The organism is Paraburkholderia sp. BL6665CI2N2, from assembly GCF_004366535.1.
In the GTDB taxonomy this organism is placed as follows: Bacteria; Pseudomonadota; Gammaproteobacteria; order Burkholderiales; family Burkholderiaceae; genus Paraburkholderia.
In genome coordinates, this window is record NZ_SORC01000001.1 from 1,847,467 (window position 1) to 1,864,085 (window position 16,619).

The following is a 16,619-nucleotide window of genomic DNA, read 5'->3' on the forward strand; positions in this document are numbered from 1 at the left end:
ACATCACAAATCCAGGAGATGGCGTGGCGGACGAGACCATCCTGTCCATGCGCAGCATCACCAAGACGTTTCCGGGTGTCAAAGCACTCGATAACGTCAATCTGACCGTCAAAGCTGGAGAAATCCATGCTGTCGTCGGTGAGAATGGCGCGGGCAAGTCCACTCTCATGAAGGTACTGAGCGGTGTGTATCCGCACGGGTCCTACGAGGGGGAAATCCATTTCGAAGGGCAGCTGCAACGCTTCACGGACATCCGCGATAGCGAAGAGCGCGGCATCATCATCATTCATCAAGAATTGGCATTGGTGCCAACGCTCTCGATCACCGAAAACATTTTTCTTGGCAATGAACTGGCGCAATGCGGTGTGATCGATTGGCACGCGGCGCATAAGCGCACGCGCGAATTGCTGCAGCGCGTTGGTCTGAACGAGTCGCCCGACGCGAGCGTCGGAAAGCTGGGCGTGGGCAAACAGCAGTTGGTGGAAATTGCCAAGGCGCTATCAAAGCGCGTGAAGCTGCTGATCCTCGACGAACCCACTGCGAGTCTGAACGAGACCGATAGCGCAGCGCTGCTGAAACTGCTGCTGGAACTCCAGGGACAAGGTATTTCCTGCATCCTCATTTCGCACAAGCTCAACGAGATTACACAGGTCGCGGATCAGATTACCGTCATCCGCGACGGAAGCACGATCGAGACGCTCGACTGCGCCGCAGGCGAGATCAGCGAGGACCGCATTATTCGCGGCATGGTCGGCCGTGACATGGCACACCGGTATCCGCAGCGCGAGCCGCAGATCGGCGACGTGATCTTCGAAGTACGCGATTGGCACGTGTTCCACGAACAGTATTCGGAGCGCGAGGTCATTAAGGGCATCGACCTGAACGTACGCAAGGGCGAAGTGGTCGGCATCGCCGGACTGATGGGATCGGGCCGCACCGAACTGGCCATGAGTATCTTCGGGCGCTCGTATGGTCGGCGGATCAGCGGACAGGTGCTGATCGACGGCCAGACCGTGGATGTATCGACCATCGGCAAGGCCATCAAGCATGGCATTGCCTATGTGACCGAGGATCGCAAGGGATATGGCCTAATCCTCGAGCAAGAAATCCGTAAAAACGTGTCGCTCGCCAACCTCGCCGAAGTGTCCGATCACGGTGTAATCGATGAACACGTCGATGCAAAGGTTGCGCAGCAATATCGCGAATCGTTGCGCATCCGCAGTTCGGGCATCCAGCAACGGGTGGTCAATCTCTCGGGCGGCAATCAGCAGAAGGTCGTGCTGAGCAAGTGGCTGTTTACAAAACCGCGTCTTCTGATTCTCGATGAACCCACGCGCGGTATTGATGTCGGTGCCAAATACGAGATCTACACCATCATTGACGAACTGGCGCGCAGGGGCGAAGGGATTCTGATGATCTCTTCCGAAATGCCGGAACTGCTTGGGATGTGCGACCGCATCTACGTGATGAACGAAGGTCGGCTCGTGGTCGAGCTCGATCGAACCGAAGCAAGCCAGGAACGTATCATGCGCGCCATCGTGAACGCCGGTCATGCGTGACCTCTCTACATCGAATCAAGGCCATTTCATGAAACTCGGCTTTCTCAAGAACAACCTGCGCGACTACGGGCTGTTGCTGTCGTTGGTCGTTATCATGGGGTTTTTCCAGTACCAGACCGACGGCGTACTGTTGCAGCCGTTGAACATCACTAATCTGGTTTTGCAGAACAGCTACATCGTTGTGATGGCGCTGGGCATGCTGCTCGTGATCGTAGCCGGCTATATCGATCTGTCCGTCGGATCGGTCAGCGGCTTTATCGGCGGGCTGGCCGCGGTGCTTATCGTGCAGTACTCATGGCCCGTGGTGCCGACGATCATCGTGGCGCTTCTGGTGGGGGCGTTGATTGGTGCGACGCAGGGCTGGTTCGTGGCTTACGCGCGCATTCCGTCGTTTATCGTGACGCTGGCAGGGATGCTTATTTTCAAGGGGCTCGCACTGGCGCTGTTGCAAGGGCAATCGGTCGGGCCATTTCCGCTGCGGTTTCAGCGCATTAGTACTGGCTTTCTGCCCGATCCGTTCGGCGGCACAGAGGTACGCGTATTGTCCCTCATCGTTGGCGTCATCTTGGCGCTGGGGCTGGTCGGGGCGGAGGTACGCAAGCGCCGAAAGGCACGGGCACACGATATGGAAGTCGAACCGGTCGCGTTCTTCGCCATGAAAAACGTGTTGTTCGCGGGAGCCGTCACGTACTTGTGCTGGCTGCTTTCCACGTACAAGGGTTTGCCCGATGTGTTGATGCTGATGGCCGTACTGATCCTGATCTACCAGTTTGTTACCAATCGCACGACGATCGGTCGACGTATCTATGCGCTGGGCGGCAACGAGAAGGCGACGCGTCTGTCGGGCGTGAACACCGCGCGTTTGTCTTTCCTGACCTTTGTGAACATGGGAGTATTGGCGGCAGTGGCAGGTCTAATTTTCGCGGCACGCCTGAATACGGCAACGCCGAAGGCTGGCCTTGGCTTCGAGCTCGATGTGATCGCGGCCTGTTTCATCGGCGGAGCATCGGCCTCCGGGGGCGTGGGCAAGGTTGTGGGCGCGGTGATCGGCGCATTCATCATGGGCGTGATGAACAACGGCATGTCGATCATGGGCATTGGCATTGATTACCAGCAAGTGATCAAGGGCATGGTCTTGTTGGCGGCGGTGTTTCTGGATGTCTACAACCGTAACCGCGCGTGACGGGACACTACAACACGGCCTATATCTCCCCGAGAGCCTGTCACGAGTAACTCCGGGCGTGTTCCATCTCTTGTGTGTGAAACGGGCGGGTAATCAAGGGCAATGTCAAAGCGCTCGGGATCAAGCAAAACCAACTGAGTCATTGCGCTCGTTCGATCGCGGTGTGAACCGGTCCATTTGGTCGTCACGTGCCGCAAACACGTCTGTTGCGCCACGTCGATCGGTACGTTGAGCGTACCGGCTTGTGAAGGCATTGACACCGCACTACGGTCGTATGTCGGATCTGATCCCTTCCATCTACCTCAAACTCATGATCAGCATGTTGATCGTGGGTTACTCCTTTGGCGGTATACAGAGCGCGGGCTATTTCTATCTCCGCAACGCGCGTCAGTGTTACGACCGTTGGGGCGCCCAGGGCAAAGTTAAACAACTCGATGAACGCTACCCGAATCTGCGCCGAGAGCGAACGCCGGCTTGCGCAGCCGTGCTCGGCGAACCGACCGAGCAGTTGGATGTCGAGACCGTTGTCAAAGCGTTGCAGGCACTTTCAAGTGAGATGATCCTTGCCGATCTGATCGAGAAGCTGGTGCGACTCGCGGTCGAGAACGCCGGGGCTGTTCGGGCGGTGCTCATCCTCCTTCGGCGCGGCGCGCAGGACAGCGAGCCTCGGATCGAAGCAGAAGCGATCAGTGGACCGGGCCGGATTGACGTTGCAATTCGTCAAGCCACGATCACGCCATTTGATCTCCCGCAATCTGCGCTTCAATATGTCACCCGGACACGAGAGTGCGTGCTCCTCGATGACGCCTCGGCCGATAGCGTGTATTCAAAAGATGAGTATGTCCGGCGTAAGAGTTCGCGTTCGGTACTTTGCGTGCCCATCGTAAGGCAGACAAAGCTTGTCGGCGCGCTTTATCTGGAGAATGACCTAGCGCCGTGTGCCTTCACGTCGAACCGGGTTGCCCTTCTGCAGTTGCTGGCTTCGCAAGCCGCCATTTCACTGGAGACTGCGCACCTCTATTCGGATCTGCAGCTCCAGGCCGGACTGCTACAGCGGCTTCCTGTATCCGCCTGGACACTCAAGCCTGACGGGACACCGGACTTCGTGAATCAAGTTTGGCTTGACTACTCCGGGCAGACTCTTGACTTTGTCCGGTCGCATCCGGCGGCCTGGATGACCGCAATCCACCCCGAGGATCGCGAAGCGGCATCGAAGGCCTTTTGGGGCGGCGTGCGCTCGGGACAAGGATTCGCAATAGAAACCCGCTCCCTGCGCGCTCAGGACGGAAGCTATCGCTGGCATCTGCAACAAGCTGTGGTCTTGCGCGATGCCGAAGGAAAGGTTCTGAGATTCGTCGGCACCACCACCGACATCGACGAGCAGAAGCGTGCCGAAGACGCGCTACGTCGATCACAAGCCGATCTCGCGCGCATTACCAGGGCGACCACCCTGGGAGAGTTGGCCGCTTCCCTAGCTCATGAAATCAATCAACCGATTACGGCTACTATCGCCTACGCAAGTGCCTGCCTGCGATGGCTTAACCGCGATGAGCCGGATCTCGGTGAGGCGCGTTCGGCAGTGGTCAATATTGTAAGAGACGGACAACGCGCTTCCCAGATCATCGCGAGGATCCGCGCGCGATTCGAAAAGGGGGCCCTGATTCAGGAGGTCGTCGAGGTAAGTGAGATTGTGCGGGAAACCGTGGGCCTCCTGCGTGGCGAGGCAGCGCGATATGACATATCGGTCCGCACAGAACTAGCTGACGGTCTTCCCCAGATTGTCGGAGACCGCGTGCAATTGCAGTAGGTCGCGATGAACCTGATCGTCAACAGCATCGAAGCGATGAAGGATGTCGATGGCATCCGGGAGATGATTGTCCGCTCGCAGTGGCCCGAAAGCGGGCAGATTCTTGTGTCTGTCAGTGATACCGGCATGGGCGTTCCGCCTCAGCTCACCGAACAGATTTTCAATCCGTTCTTTACAACCAAGTCTCACGGCACCGGCATGGGACTTCGCATCAGCCGTTCGATCGTCGAGTCGCACGGCGGGCGTTTATGGGTCACCGGCGCGCCTGGGCGGGGCGCGGTCTTCCAGTTCACCCTGCCTGTCGCGGTTGCAGACCGTCATTAACTAGCTGTCAAGCGCTCAGACCGCGCTCACGTGCGTGCAGTCGTGCGTTAGCTTCCAACTGTGAGGGCCCGCCGCAGTTGAAATCCAAATCGGTACTGGCTCACGTCGGGGTGAAAAGTCGCGGTTTTGTCGCAGTAAGGATTATGGAGACAAGGTGATCAATATGCGAAGTACTACTTATGTTGCCAGTTCTTAGAATTGAACGGCAGGGGAAGGATAGGTTCCGCGAGCGCACGTCATCTGCCCTTTGGCGATCATATGCATCAGTTCGATACCGGCGAGAAGATCCGGGCGCAGCGAAAAGTCTTGAATCCCAGCATCGGTCTTGTGCGTCGCTTGATTGCCCTATGGTCCTGCTCGACGAGATTGTTGAGATATTTGGACTGACGGATCTTGATGGGCGTTTCACGAGCATCGTTGATGGCTTCGAGTGCAGCGAGATCGGCGCCGCTTTTGTCGATGGTCACGGTCTCAGGCATGCCATTCTGGGCGATCGATTTCTCAAAATAACGCCGGGCTGCAGTCTTGTCACGATGGGCGCGCAGTAGAAAGTCAATGGTGTTGCCGTCCTTGTCGACGGCGCGGTAAAGATACCGCCATTCGCCCTTGACGCGAATGTAAGTCTCGTCCATTCGCCAGTTCGTTCCGACTGGCCGCTTGCGGCGGCGGAACGCCTTCTCCAGCACCGGCAACAGCTTGAGCGCCCAGCGATGGACGGTCGAATGGTCGACGCAGACTCTACGCTCAGCGACCATCTCTTCAATGTGACGCAGGCTCAGCGGATAGGCCACGTACCAGCGTACGCACATCAGGATCACGTCGAGCGGGTAATGCAAGCGCTTGAGCACGCGGCCCATCGCCGGATTTAACGTCGTCATCAAGCTTTCAGTCTTTCATGTTGTTCCGCGCATCATAGCGGATCGCCTTATTGCAACAGAACCGAAGAGATTTGGGTTGGCCCGTAACGCATCGCGGCAAACCCGATATTTTCTAGATGGACAAGACTGTTTATCCATGGTTGGTGTTGGGCTTCACTTTAGGAATTTCCTAAAATTGAGTTGCTCGATGTGGGGCGACGTATACGCTCCGGGAAAAAGTACCCGGCCAGCGTTAAGGTGGAGGTGATCTCATGGCAGTCGCGCTAATCACGGGAGCCAGCCGGGGCATTGGCGCGGCTGTTGCGGTGGCTCTGGCCGAACACGGGTACAAGGTGGTCGTCAACCATCGCGCCAGCGCATCCCACGCCGAGGACGTGGTCGCGACTATCGTCGCAGCCGGTGGAGAAGCCGTGGCGATTAAAGCCGACGTCACCGAGCCTCATGATGTCGCGACCATGGTCGATGAAATCGAGCAGCGGTGGGGCGAAGTCGACGTTCTCGTGCACAACGCGTTGACGCCGTATGACGTTACCTCGTTCGCCAACCTGAGCTGGGAGCAACTCGGTGGCAAGCTCGACACTGAGCTGCGTGCCGCCTTCCTGGCAACGAAGGCTGTTGTGCCGGGAATGATTTCTCGTGGCCATGGGCGGCTGGTCTATATGAGTACCCTGCTGTCGCGTCATCCGCGTGATGGGATGATTACCCTAGGGACCGCCAAGGCTGCCTTGGACCAGTTCGTGCGGTACGTCGCTTTGGAACTGGCGCCGCACGGAATCACCGCCAACCTCGTCGCACCGACCACCGTGGAGGGCGCTACTTCGACTGGGCTAGTCTCGCCCGAACGGCTGGAGGCGATCGCGGCGTCCATACCGATGCGACGGCTCGCCCGTCCCGACGAGGTGGCCAATACGGTGGCGTTCCTGGCAAGTGATGCTTCGGGTTTCACCACCGGCCACTACATTCCGGTGAGTGGGGGATTTGGCATGGAGTGAACACAACGAGCACGCGAATCGTCCGAGACTCGGAGAGCAGCTATTTTGCCAATGCGATTGATTGACCTGACAGAGGTGTTGCCAATGCACTCGATTGACCTGACTCATATGGGCAGTGGTACTCACGAAGAGCTGATCGCGCATGTGGCCGATCAAGAGGGATATTTCGAAGATGAAGGTATCCACGTCGCCCTCCGCGACGGAGCCGTGTGGAAGATTGAACGCGTGCGCGCCGGCGCAACCATCGGTCTGGGCCGAACTCTATTGTCGCGGCTGACCGACGGTATCCAATGGACGGCCCTCGCGGTCAACACCCATCGTCCGCTCTTTTGGTTCCTTGGCGCCAACGGGGTGCAATCCATGGACGGTCTTCGAGGGCGCCGACTGGCGGTCCACGGGGCTCGCACCGCCCCCGGGGTTTTCGCGCGGATCGTGCTGCGCAAGCACGGGTTGGACCCCGATCGCGACTTGGAATGCGTGGAACGGATCCCGGGGGACTACCAGATGGACCTGAGACGCCTTCGCGACGGCTCGATTGACGCCGCCTACGTGGGCAGCACGTTAGCGCCCGAACAGGTCGCCCTCGAGGAGGGTTTTTCGGTGCTGTGCTGGGTGGGTGACCACTTCCAGATCCCCACCGTGGGACTCGCCGTGGATCCTGCGCGCATCTCGCTTGACGATCCGGCCCTGCAGGCACTGGTGCGGGCCAACAAGCGGGCGCTCAAGACGATCGCCGAACAACCCGGTCTGGCCGTCAAATACATCACTTCGATGTTGGGCCGACTGACCAGCGAGGAAGCGGAGCAATACTACGAGCGGTACGTCCGCCCGTATTTCACTTCCGACGGTCGGGTGGACCTCAAAGTCGCGCAGCAGGGGGTCGCCGCGGTCGCCACCGAACTTGGCATCCCAGCGGGAACCGCCGACCAGATGTACCTCCCGGCCTCGTAAGCGGGCCGCTACTCAATCAGGATGACCAGGAGTCGACCCGCGCTGTGGTGTCATATCTCTTCTGCATGGCCGTTTACGGGGTGAAGCCGACGCGTGAACGTCCGACCGACGACGCACGTGAACGGCAGTTTCTGGCCGAAGGGACTTGCATCACCTGGTGAGCTAGAAATGCCGGAATTCCCGTTCAAGTTCATAGGCGGGAGACTTGAGGCACGTACTAGAGAGCCCTATATCGGAATCGGAGTCCTCAATGAACAGCGTACAAATCGAGCAGAAGAGCTATGAGATGCCCCCGCGAGAAGGGATCAGCATCGCGCATTTTCTCACCGTCGCCGACATCGAGCGATCGGCTCGATACTACGAAAAGGTCTTCGACGCTCGCATTCTGAGCCTCGGTGACGGCAACGCGCCTGGGTACCTTCAGCTTGCGAATATCTGGATGATTCTGAATGTTGGAGGTGGCCCGACCCCTGATAAGCCGACGGTAACGCTCAGCGTCCCCGACCCGGATCACATCAACAGCTTTTTGAATTTTCGCGTTGCAGATATTCAAGCGTGCTATGAATTATGGAAAAGTCGAGGAGCGGAGTTCATCTCGGAGCCGATCCCCAAGTACGGCGAGACGCGCTGCTACATCCGCGATCCGGATGGATATATTATCGAGGTCGGACAGAGCACCGAGTTGGTCTACGGCTGACGCTCGGCCCGGATTGGATGCCTTAAACGTTTACGGATGCCCGCCTAGCGCTAGCTGATTGGCGCGAAGCGCTCCGGCCCACAACTGCCGAATCGCGAGCGAGCGGTCCGACCGGGGCGCACTGACCGTTGCACCGTCCAAAGAGGCGGCGCCCTGGGCTCTTCGATCGCCCCGATCGTAGCTAAGCTGACGAGCCTGAATACGCCTCACGCAGCCGGCATGCCGGAAAGCGGACAGACCGAATGTCGCCGGAGGGTCGAACAGCGACGGCCGCCTGTCGCTAGTGTTGCGCGTTGTCCGCAGGCTTCGCGGTTGATTTGCGCGGTGGCAGTGGGAGCGCCTCGGCCACCATCTCATCGGCGGGGGGAACAGGTTTAGAACGAACGAGCCTTATCAGGATTCCGGCACGACAACCAGTCCTCGTACGCGGTCGGTGGGATGATCACGACAGAGGGCGTTGTCAGGTTGCGTGACCCGTCGGATAAGATAGCGCGATGAAGAAATCGCTCTATCATGGTCACCGTTTCCCGGCTGGTGTCATCAGCTGCGCTGTTCGATGGTATCTCCGCTTTCAGTTGAGCCTGCGCGACATCGAGGAACTGCTTTTCGAACGCGGCGTGATCGTGACATACGAGACGATCCGGTGCTGGTCTGACAAGTTTGGTTAGGGCTTTGCTCAGCGAGTGAAAGCGGTGCGACGCAAGCCGGCTAGTACGTGGCACCTCGATGAGATGTTCGTCACGCTGCGTGGCGAACCCTACCTGCTGTGGCGTGCGGTCGACGAGCATGGCGCCGAACTCGACATCCTGCTGGAAAAGCGGCGCGACAAAGCCTCTGCCAAACGCTTCTTCAAGCGTGTATTGCGTTCGAACCCGGCCCCACGCAAGATTGTCACCGATCAGTTGCGCAGCTATCCGGCGGCAAAAGCCGAGATCCCGGAACTTGCGAACGTCAAGCACGTGTTTGCCAAAGCGGCAGTTCGACTGAACAACCGCGCAGAGAACAGCCATCAACCGACGCGCGAGCGCGAGCGTCGCGTCCGAGGCTTTCGCGACCCGAAACGCGCACAGAAATTTCTCTCGTGCTTTGGGCCGATCCGGCAACATTTTGCGCTCAAGCGGCATCTGCTGTGCGCTTCACTCTATCGCAAACAACTCGCGGCGCGATTTGTTGCATGGCGCGACATCCCGGAAGTCGCCCAAAATCCGTCCTGCGCCTTCTGAGGATGCGCCTTCCTGCCGTCTTTCCTCCTCAGCCTCGACAAGTTGACAAAGCCCTCGCGATATCTCTTCGCGCTCCTCCAATGTCAGCGCCCATCTCGATCGGTACCTTTGTGGTGGCTGGATTCCACCTGTCTCCGCCAGAATTCCCAGCACCGACGAGTGGTTCCGATCAAACAGTTGGGCGATCTTTTGCAGGGATTCGCCCTTGCGCCAGCGTTCCCACACCAGCGCCTTCTGCGTCTCACTATAGTAAATCCGGCGTCGCTGTTTCATTTGCAACACTCCCGCTGCTCAGGCAGCCTCTAGTGTGTTGCATCGACCGGTTGAATCCGCCAACTGTGAGCCGACGCACGTTCCGCTATCTCGAAACGTCGGCTATCACCGAACCGCCGTCCGCGAGAAGCCGGCTTGGATGACCGGACCACACAGTTACCTGCCGTTGGAAGCCAGACAGCGCGACTGGCGGGAGTGGGTCGGGAGTGCGCGTTGACGACCGGCCGCTTCCGGGAAGCGAAATACCAATGACCGCTTTGCGGCGATGAGTTCGAAGCGCGGAAGGACTCAGCCCGACCCTGAACCGCCCTTCAAGCAGGTGCAACGTCAACGGCAGCTTCCGGGGCGCAACGGCCGTTCGGCTGGGCACCCGGTACCACAAATCATCGGCCTTTCACGGAAGCGACATATCCGCTTTTACGCCCGACGCAAACACGCACGCTGTCGGTTTTTGGTCAGACTGCCTCATGCTCGACGGAAGCCAATAAAAGTGAGAGCAGAGAAATGCTTGGCGGATTGCGCCTCCCATTAGTCTGCATGTCCTATCGGTGCCGCCGTATAACAAATCAAGCTACACAAGCTCAATGCGAACGCAGACGACTTGGGGCGAATTCGAGGAGAAAACGTCATGCTGCCGATTGAATCCTTGGCCGACGCTGCGGCCGAGCTTGCTGCCAGCTACCGAGGGCAGCTCCTGAAACCCATGGACGCCGGCTATGAGGATGCGAGAAGGGTCCACAACGGCCTGGTCGATAAGCGGCCCGCCTTGATCGCCAAGTGCCACGGCGTGGCCGACGTTGTCGGGGCCCTCGATCTCACCCGCAGGCTCGGCCTCGAGGTCGCAATTCGCGGCGGCGGCCACAACGTGGCGGGACGGGCGACGATTGATGGTGGGGTGATGGTCGATCTTTCGCCGATGAAGGGCATCCAAGTCGATTGGGAGAGCAAAACAGTCTGGGCGCAAGGCGGCGTCACTTGGGGCGAACTCAATCGCGAGGCGCAGTTGCATGGCCTGGCCGTCACCGGGGGCGTGGTCTCCAGCACGGGCATTGCCGGGCTTACCCTCGGGGGCGGGGTGGGCTGGCTGATGGGCAAATACGGCCTCGCACTCGATAATCTGCGCGCGGTGGAGCTCGTCACGGCTGGCGGCAAGGTCTTGCGGGCGAGCAAGCACCAGGAGCCCGAGCTTTTCTGGGCGCTTCGCGGCGGCGGCGGAAACTTCGGAGTCGCCACGAGCTTCGAGTATGAACTCCACCCGGTTGGGCCGACCATTACGGGCGGCCCGATCGTCCACCCAATCGAACGCTCCCGCGCCCTGCTCGAATTCTTCCGCGACAGCACACGATCGCTACCTGATGAGCACACACTGTTCGCATCGCTGACGCATGCGCCGGACGGGTCCGGCACGGAAGTGGCTGCCTTGGTTACCTGTCACTGCGGGCCGTTGGAAGACGCCGAAAGGGCCGTGCGGCCGCTGAAACAGTTCGCGCTTCCCATTTTGGATGCCGTTGGGCCGATCCCCTACTCTGAGCTCAACAGCATGCTCGACGCCGGGTACCCGAAAGGAGCTCTCAACTACTGGAAGTCCAATTTCCTCACCGAGCTGAGCGACGCTGCGATCGACACCATGATTAGCTGCTTCGCGCGGTGCCCGACGACAATGGGCCAACTGCTCCTCGAACATTTTCACGGTGCGGTTACCCGGGTAAATGTTGCCGATACGGCCTTCCCGCACCGCAGTGAAGGCTACAACTTCCTCGTGCTCGCTCAATGGATGCAGCCGGCGCAGACCGGCGCCTGCGTCGCCTGGGCTCGCGAAACCTACGAAGCGATGCGACCTTTCTTTGCCGCCGGTCGCTATGTCAACTACTTAGACGACGACGAGACGGGCGAACCAATTGCAGCTGCATACGGTCCCAATTACCGACGGCTTCAGCAGATCAAGGCCAAGTACGATCCGACGAACTTCTTCCGCATGAACCAGAACATCCGGCCGCTGGCCTGACGGGGATCGTCCCTGAAATTGTGGTCACGGCATTCCTGAATCGTTTGAAGCCGAGCATTACGTCGTTCTGGACTTGATGTTTCGATGGTCCTGCTCGATCAGATTGTTCAGGTACTTCGAGGACCGGATCTTCGTGTCCTCAGGCAGCAGGCCATCCGCCTTCATCTCACGCACCGCCCGGTGTGACGCTGCATACCCATCGAGCGTGATCGCCTCCGGCGGCTGGCCCTGATGTTTGATTGCCTTGCTGAAAAAGGCTTTGGCCGCGGCCACGTCGCGCTTCGCTCTGAGCATGAAGTCTACCGTCTGGCCGGCTCGATCTACCGCACGGTTTTGAGTGCCGTTACTTCAGTTGGGCTGAGATCGCGAACCTGAACGCCTCCAATGCGCTGAATCAACAATCGCGCGTTCGACCTGTGCCATCGTAGCGTTGCGCATGGAACCCGCCTTTTATCGGTGACTGGCCGCACAACCTGTTTTGACCCTTGAGCGTTTAGTGCGTCCGGCAGCGCATCGCGTCATGATCAGTTTCCGATGTGTGTCCAGCTGGGGGCGGTCCCGGCGACGGCCGGCGAGACCGGTATCCCTACAACAGCCCGCTGTCGCGACAATCCTCCGGTTTCAGTGCAACAGCCCGAATACCGCGACGCCATTCGTTGCGCCGACGTACACGTGGCCATGCGCGATCATCGGCGTGATGAATTTGTTGCCCGCGCCGAACGCGTCACGCGCACCGGACCGGGTACTGTCGTACAGCTCCCGGCCGAGATCGCCGGCGTCGAAGGCATGCAGGCCGCCCGTGGCCCCGTTCTCGGCTGCCCAGACGATGCCGTTCGTCGTTCCGTTGGCCGAGATGCTCGGCGTCGCGCCCGGATAAGGGAACGTGCCGGAACTGTGCGACGACGGCGTCGTCGCGAGTCGTGCAGCGCTCAGGGGAAAGGCCTTGAGATTGTCGCCAACCGCGCCAAAGTACACGACGCCGTTGTAATAGGCCGGCATGCCGAACTCGCCCCCCGGCAACTGGCCATCGACTTCCTGCCAGATCAGGTTCGCACTGGCGTTGAATCCGCCCATCGCATCGCGGTTGACCACATAGATTTTTGAGTCCTTGCCGGCGCCCAGCGCCAGATGGCGGATCGCGCCGCTTGCATCGGTCAGCTCGGGCAGCACTAGTACGCCGCCAGAACCGAGGTCCGCATCCTGCGCGGACTGGGCAATCGTGTCGAAGGTCTCGAAGTAGTCGGCCACCGCGAGCCGCGGCAACGTCGACAGCCTGAGGAACGCGTTGCCGTAGTCGCCGTTCGCCGGGAAACCCTGCGCGTTCAGCGTCGGGTCGAAGGTGCCGTTTGCGTCGAGCAGGTAGAGTGAGGTGCCATCCGACGCCATTCCGGCGCCGCTCATCCAGATAGAACCTTCGCTACCGTTGGGCGTCAGGTTCAGTGCGCCCGTCTGCGCGAGCGTCGCGGCGTCGTAGGCCATCACCCAGCCGCCATAGGTGCCCTGATCACAGTGTGAAGTCCAGCCGAGATAAACGTTGCCGTTGACGAGAGTGAGTGCCTGCCGTTCTGCGTACTGCTGCGGGTCGAAGACGGTGACGCCGTTGCTGCTGTTGGCGCCGGTGCCGGGATAGGTCGCGGCGATCCCGGTCGGGCCGCCCAGCATCTCGGCACCTGTCGCGAGGTCAACCGCGTGTAGCCGCTGGTGGATGCCGCCGCCCGCATCCTTACTCATTGCGACCGCGTAGAGCGCACCGTTCGCGCCGCGGGCTCGATCGATGACGGGTGTGGCGGTAATGCCGATCTCTGGTGTGATCTGCCCGCAGTGGCGATCGTCGCTCGTGGTCTCGCCGGCGCCGAGCAGCGAGCGTTGCCATAGCTGCGCGCTGGTGTCGGCGTCGAACGCATAGACGCTGCCGTGTTCGGTGACGACATAGACGACATTGTGGGCCACCCCGCCGATGCTGAGGTTGCTGACGTAAAGCGGCTGCGCATCGACCTTGCCGTCCGCTGGCAGAAACGCGATTTTGCCGAAGCCTGACGCGTTGACGTTGGCCGGCGTGAGGGACGTTTCGACAAGGTATTGGCCGGTGCGCGCCAGGTCATTGTGGTAGGTCAGAACGTCGGTCGATGCGGCGGGGTTCCCGGAACTGCTGCCGGTACCGGCGCCTCCGCCTCCAGAACTTCCGGTTCCACCGCCCGAACTCCCCGCACCTCCGGCCCCACCGCCCCCGGTTGTTCCCGCATCGACTGTCGTGCCGCCGCCACCGCCGCACGATGCACACACCATTGCAAGCACGGTGAGCAAGGCACGCAGCCTCCAGGAACGGATGCAGGGATGACCCCTGCCGGAATGTTCGGTGCGATCCATGTGAGCCTCCCGGGGATCGATTGATTGGGCCGGCCGCCGCCACAACGTAGAACGCGCAGTCCGGATGCAACGCGCGGGATCAGGCGTCAGTTGAACGCGCGTAACCACCACGTCATAGCAGCAAATCGCACGCCCGGAAATCAGAAAGTCACCGCACACGGAAGGCGATGCAGGACGGGATGACGGGCTTCCGTCTGTCGCCGGGAGGCACGGTTCGCGACTGCGACAGAGGGACGGGCCCGGCATCAGTTCGCTGCACCGCAGAGCACCTCATCGCGACGCGTTGAGGGTCCGTGTGCCGGATGGGTCTGCAGCGCGCACGGTTGGGAAACCGTTCCCGCTTCAGTCAATGATTGTCGCCTGCGGTGAGGCCAACGCGCGCAGCTGGAACTTGCCGTTGTTGTTGAAGAGGCAGTCCTCCATCAATTCCAGATGGCCGCGCCCGTCGAGCAGGTCTGGCGGTGGTTGCGGTAACGGCGATGCCCGGCGCAGCGTCGCGAGGGCCGTGCGTTCGGCGCCACTGTCACCGTTCGTCCAGTGCACCGAAGACGACACGAGCTGTCCATTCCCATCCACGATGAACACAACCACCACGACGGATCGCGCCCTTCCACCAGCCGCATGCCCGACAATGAGGATGCTTTTCTTCTCCTGCATAGCTGACGTCTGCCCGGCTTGTGCCGAGACGGCCCACGCGCTGTGCAGTGGCGCCGCACGTGTTCGTGGACTTCGCCCATCCTGCGAAAATGCGGCTCAACAGCCGTGCACAGGCCCGAAAGCCGGATTGAATTCCGAGCGCCGCGGTTGAGCGGCGAACTCGTGACCGTCATCAAGGGATGGCGGCGGCCACCTGCACGAGAAGGTGCTCTGCAGTTGATTTCCGCCTGTTGGCAGTCGGCGGGAACACGCTCCACCTGCCGTCATCCTGCCTGAAGAAAAACAACGCGCGCGCTCCGGCTGGCGACGACATTTCGACGCGCACGTAGCGTCTCCCATTCCCCGCGGCGCGACTGAATCTGGTTACACGAACGTGCATCGTGGGAGCCGGTGCGAGCCACTTTTCGACCTGACCGCGCAGGGACCGCTCGTTCGTGCTTTTCATGTTCCGCTCCAGCAAGTTTTCCGTTCGGGTGACGGGATGGTTGTTCACTGTTCATTTCCTTAACGCCACAGGCGCAGGCAATGTTGACCAGGGATTTGTGATTTATGAAACCGGATATTTCGAGGTGAGTGGGCCTTGGAGAGTCGCCTGGAACTGGATGGCCGACGGCACAGTCCGGCTCGTCCCTGAGCATCGAAATCCGCGCGCCTGCGTTGCCTGAGGGCGACTCACTGTCGCCTCGCCATGCATCGGCAGTATTGGGTTGCTGATAAATCGACCGGATGGACGCTCTGTCAGGCAGTTCCGCGGAGAAGTCTGAATCTTTTCCACTCGAGGCAACGCGAACGTCGTTCGTCTCACGGCGCTACGCGACCGGCGAGCTAGAATCGTGCTTCGACTCACGTGGGGAGAAATGAGCAGATGAATGATGCATTCGAGCGCCGTGCCTTGTTGCTTCACCTTGGAGACGTACTGGAGGTCGCAAACCGTCTCCTGAAATGCGGTGACGGCCACAAGACCGTACGCGAACTGGCCGAAGCGCACGGCCCGCTTGGAGGCTTCCCGCTCCTGGAACAGGTATCGCCGCGGATGACAGCAGAGCAGTTTGTTCAGCGAGTGTCAGACGCCTTCTTCGCATGGCCGCGGGAACTGCTTGAGCCTGAGCTGAATCGCAGGCGTCTTGCTTCCGCTGTTCGACGGAGCCTGTTTGCCGGCAACGCGGAGGGATGGCGGGCGTATGTCGCTGCGTTACGGGGCGAAGTTCCGTGGTTCGGCGCGGGCCTGCCGCCGCTGAAAGCCGGCGAGGACGTGTGCACTGATTCGACCGATGGAAGTTCCGGGAGCTTGCAGGCGGACGAGGCTCCGAGCGCTAGCGATGTCGAGCGTAATGGCGGACAAGCCGAGGCCCACCGGGAGAGCGTTGAAAGCAGCGGGCGAGTCTACCCCTCATGGCCGTGGAAGTCCGACGCGTAAGTCGTGGAGACGGCGTGAGAGTGGATGAACGGTTCTCTTGACCTGACTCCACGTCGCCGGTGATTCCGCCGCGTTCGTCGAGGTCCACAGGGTCCGGATTGTGTGCGCCGACGCTCTACGGGAGCGTTACGCCTTGGGCGCGTACGTGGCACGCACAGGTACAGCGTCGAGCTTGGCGTGGGCGACGACGGCGAGCTGACCTACGAATGCGACTGTCTGGTCGGCGCGGACGGTATCTTCTGCAAGCGACGCGGTCGCGGTCGCCCTGTCGTGGCTCGAGAATACC

12 protein-coding genes and 4 pseudogenes are annotated in these 16,619 nt (G+C 60.3%); 10 read left to right on the forward strand and 6 right to left on the reverse strand.

Annotated features, from left to right (window positions below; all coding sequences use genetic code 11):
- Positions 1-47: 47 nt before the first annotated feature.
- The 4 genes from mmsA (at position 48) to B0G81_RS44470 (ending at position 4,873) form a co-directional block, all read left to right on the forward strand.
- Positions 48-1,559, forward strand: a complete 1,512-nt coding sequence (mmsA, locus tag B0G81_RS08300; protein ID WP_134143024.1) for a multiple monosaccharide ABC transporter ATP-binding protein — start codon at positions 48-50, stop codon at positions 1,557-1,559.
- A gap of 28 nt (positions 1,560-1,587) precedes the next feature.
- Positions 1,588-2,742, forward strand: coding sequence for a multiple monosaccharide ABC transporter permease (gene mmsB / locus B0G81_RS08305; RefSeq protein WP_106286032.1), 1,155 nt, complete (start codon positions 1,588-1,590; stop codon positions 2,740-2,742).
- Positions 2,743-3,016: 274 nt separating this feature from the next.
- Entirely contained in the window at positions 3,017-4,549 is a 1,533-nt protein-coding gene (locus B0G81_RS08310) for a PAS domain-containing protein (protein ID WP_134134368.1), read from the forward strand.
- 6 nt (positions 4,550-4,555) lie between these two features.
- Positions 4,556-4,873 carry an ATP-binding protein gene (locus B0G81_RS44470; protein ID WP_134134372.1) on the forward strand — a complete coding sequence of 106 codons (318 nt, stop codon included), beginning with the start codon at positions 4,556-4,558 and terminating at the stop codon, positions 4,871-4,873.
- A 192-nt stretch (positions 4,874-5,065) separates the two neighbouring features.
- On the opposite strand, the gene B0G81_RS08320 is transcribed toward B0G81_RS44470, so the two are convergent.
- Positions 5,066-5,751 (reverse strand): IS6 family transposase gene (locus tag B0G81_RS08320; RefSeq protein ID WP_208328516.1). Its coding sequence is split into 2 segments (ribosomal slippage): positions 5,066-5,160 and positions 5,160-5,751, totalling 687 coding nucleotides; the frame shifts between segments, so codons are not numbered across the junction.
- 251 nt (positions 5,752-6,002) lie between these two features.
- Between B0G81_RS08320 and B0G81_RS08325 the strand changes: the two genes are divergently transcribed.
- The 4 genes and pseudogenes from B0G81_RS08325 (at position 6,003) to B0G81_RS08340 (ending at position 9,614) form a co-directional block, all read left to right on the forward strand.
- Entirely contained in the window at positions 6,003-6,743 is a 741-nt protein-coding gene (locus tag B0G81_RS08325; protein ID WP_134134376.1) for an SDR family oxidoreductase, read from the forward strand.
- Positions 6,744-6,794: 51 nt separating this feature from the next.
- On the forward strand, positions 6,795-7,694 hold the full coding sequence (locus tag B0G81_RS08330) for an ABC transporter substrate-binding protein (RefSeq protein WP_243856391.1): 900 nt from the start codon (positions 6,795-6,797) through the stop codon (positions 7,692-7,694).
- Positions 7,695-7,944: 250 nt separating this feature from the next.
- Positions 7,945-8,391, forward strand: a complete 447-nt coding sequence (locus B0G81_RS08335) for a VOC family protein (protein WP_134134378.1) — start codon at positions 7,945-7,947, stop codon at positions 8,389-8,391.
- A gap of 494 nt (positions 8,392-8,885) precedes the next feature.
- Positions 8,886-9,614, forward strand: a pseudogene (locus B0G81_RS08340) (IS6 family transposase).
- A 54-nt stretch (positions 9,615-9,668) separates the two neighbouring features.
- Here B0G81_RS08340 and B0G81_RS08345 read toward each other — a convergent pair.
- Positions 9,669-9,887: pseudogene (locus B0G81_RS08345) on the reverse strand (IS30 family transposase); the annotation flags it as partial.
- A 628-nt stretch (positions 9,888-10,515) separates the two neighbouring features.
- Here B0G81_RS08345 and B0G81_RS08350 point away from each other — a divergent pair.
- Positions 10,516-11,892 (forward strand): FAD-binding oxidoreductase, encoded by a 1,377-nt coding sequence (locus B0G81_RS08350; protein WP_134134380.1) that lies wholly within the window; start codon positions 10,516-10,518, stop codon positions 11,890-11,892.
- On the opposite strand, the pseudogene B0G81_RS08355 reads toward B0G81_RS08350, so the two are convergent.
- The 4 genes and pseudogenes from B0G81_RS08355 to B0G81_RS08370 all read right to left on the reverse strand — a co-directional run.
- Positions 11,828-12,222: pseudogene (locus B0G81_RS08355) on the reverse strand (DDE-type integrase/transposase/recombinase); the annotation flags it as partial. The gene B0G81_RS08350 and the pseudogene B0G81_RS08355 sit on opposite strands and share 65 nt — an antisense overlap.
- 291 nt (positions 12,223-12,513) lie before the next feature.
- A complete protein-coding gene (locus tag B0G81_RS08360; RefSeq protein WP_208328600.1) occupies positions 12,514-14,178 on the reverse strand; it encodes a PQQ-binding-like beta-propeller repeat protein in 1,665 nt (554 codons plus the stop codon).
- 423 nt (positions 14,179-14,601) lie between these two features.
- Positions 14,602-14,862: pseudogene (locus B0G81_RS08365) on the reverse strand (TonB family protein); the annotation flags it as partial.
- 226 nt (positions 14,863-15,088) lie between these two features.
- Entirely contained in the window at positions 15,089-15,361 is a 273-nt protein-coding gene (locus B0G81_RS08370) for a hypothetical protein (RefSeq protein ID WP_134143027.1), read from the reverse strand.
- A gap of 420 nt (positions 15,362-15,781) precedes the next feature.
- Here B0G81_RS08370 and B0G81_RS08375 point away from each other — a divergent pair, with 420 nt between their 5' ends.
- Positions 15,782-16,333, forward strand: coding sequence for a hypothetical protein (locus B0G81_RS08375; protein WP_134134386.1), 552 nt, complete (start codon positions 15,782-15,784; stop codon positions 16,331-16,333).
- Positions 16,334-16,619 lie beyond the last annotated feature (286 nt).

What these genes read in the sequence shown, in the direction of transcription:
- mmsA (WP_134143024.1), top strand. Translation starts at nt 48, where the DNA reads ATGCGCAGCATCACCAAGACGTTTCCGGGTGTCAAAGCACTCGATAAC.
- mmsB (WP_106286032.1), top strand. Translation starts at nt 1,588, where the DNA reads ATGAAACTCGGCTTTCTCAAGAACAACCTGCGCGACTACGGGCTGTTG.
- B0G81_RS08310 (WP_134134368.1), top strand. Translation starts at nt 3,017, where the DNA reads ATGTCGGATCTGATCCCTTCCATCTACCTCAAACTCATGATCAGCATG.
- B0G81_RS44470 (WP_134134372.1), top strand. Translation starts at nt 4,556, where the DNA reads ATGAACCTGATCGTCAACAGCATCGAAGCGATGAAGGATGTCGATGGC.
- B0G81_RS08325 (WP_134134376.1), top strand. Translation starts at nt 6,003, where the DNA reads ATGGCAGTCGCGCTAATCACGGGAGCCAGCCGGGGCATTGGCGCGGCT.
- B0G81_RS08330 (WP_243856391.1), top strand. Translation starts at nt 6,795, where the DNA reads ATGCGATTGATTGACCTGACAGAGGTGTTGCCAATGCACTCGATTGAC.
- B0G81_RS08335 (WP_134134378.1), top strand. Translation starts at nt 7,945, where the DNA reads ATGAACAGCGTACAAATCGAGCAGAAGAGCTATGAGATGCCCCCGCGA.
- B0G81_RS08350 (WP_134134380.1), top strand. Translation starts at nt 10,516, where the DNA reads ATGCTGCCGATTGAATCCTTGGCCGACGCTGCGGCCGAGCTTGCTGCC.
- B0G81_RS08360 (WP_208328600.1), bottom strand. Translation starts at nt 14,178, where the DNA reads ATGGTGTGTGCATCGTGCGGCGGTGGCGGCGGCACGACAGTCGATGCG.
- B0G81_RS08370 (WP_134143027.1), bottom strand. Translation starts at nt 15,361, where the DNA reads ATGAAAAGCACGAACGAGCGGTCCCTGCGCGGTCAGGTCGAAAAGTGG.
- B0G81_RS08375 (WP_134134386.1), top strand. Translation starts at nt 15,782, where the DNA reads ATGAATGATGCATTCGAGCGCCGTGCCTTGTTGCTTCACCTTGGAGAC.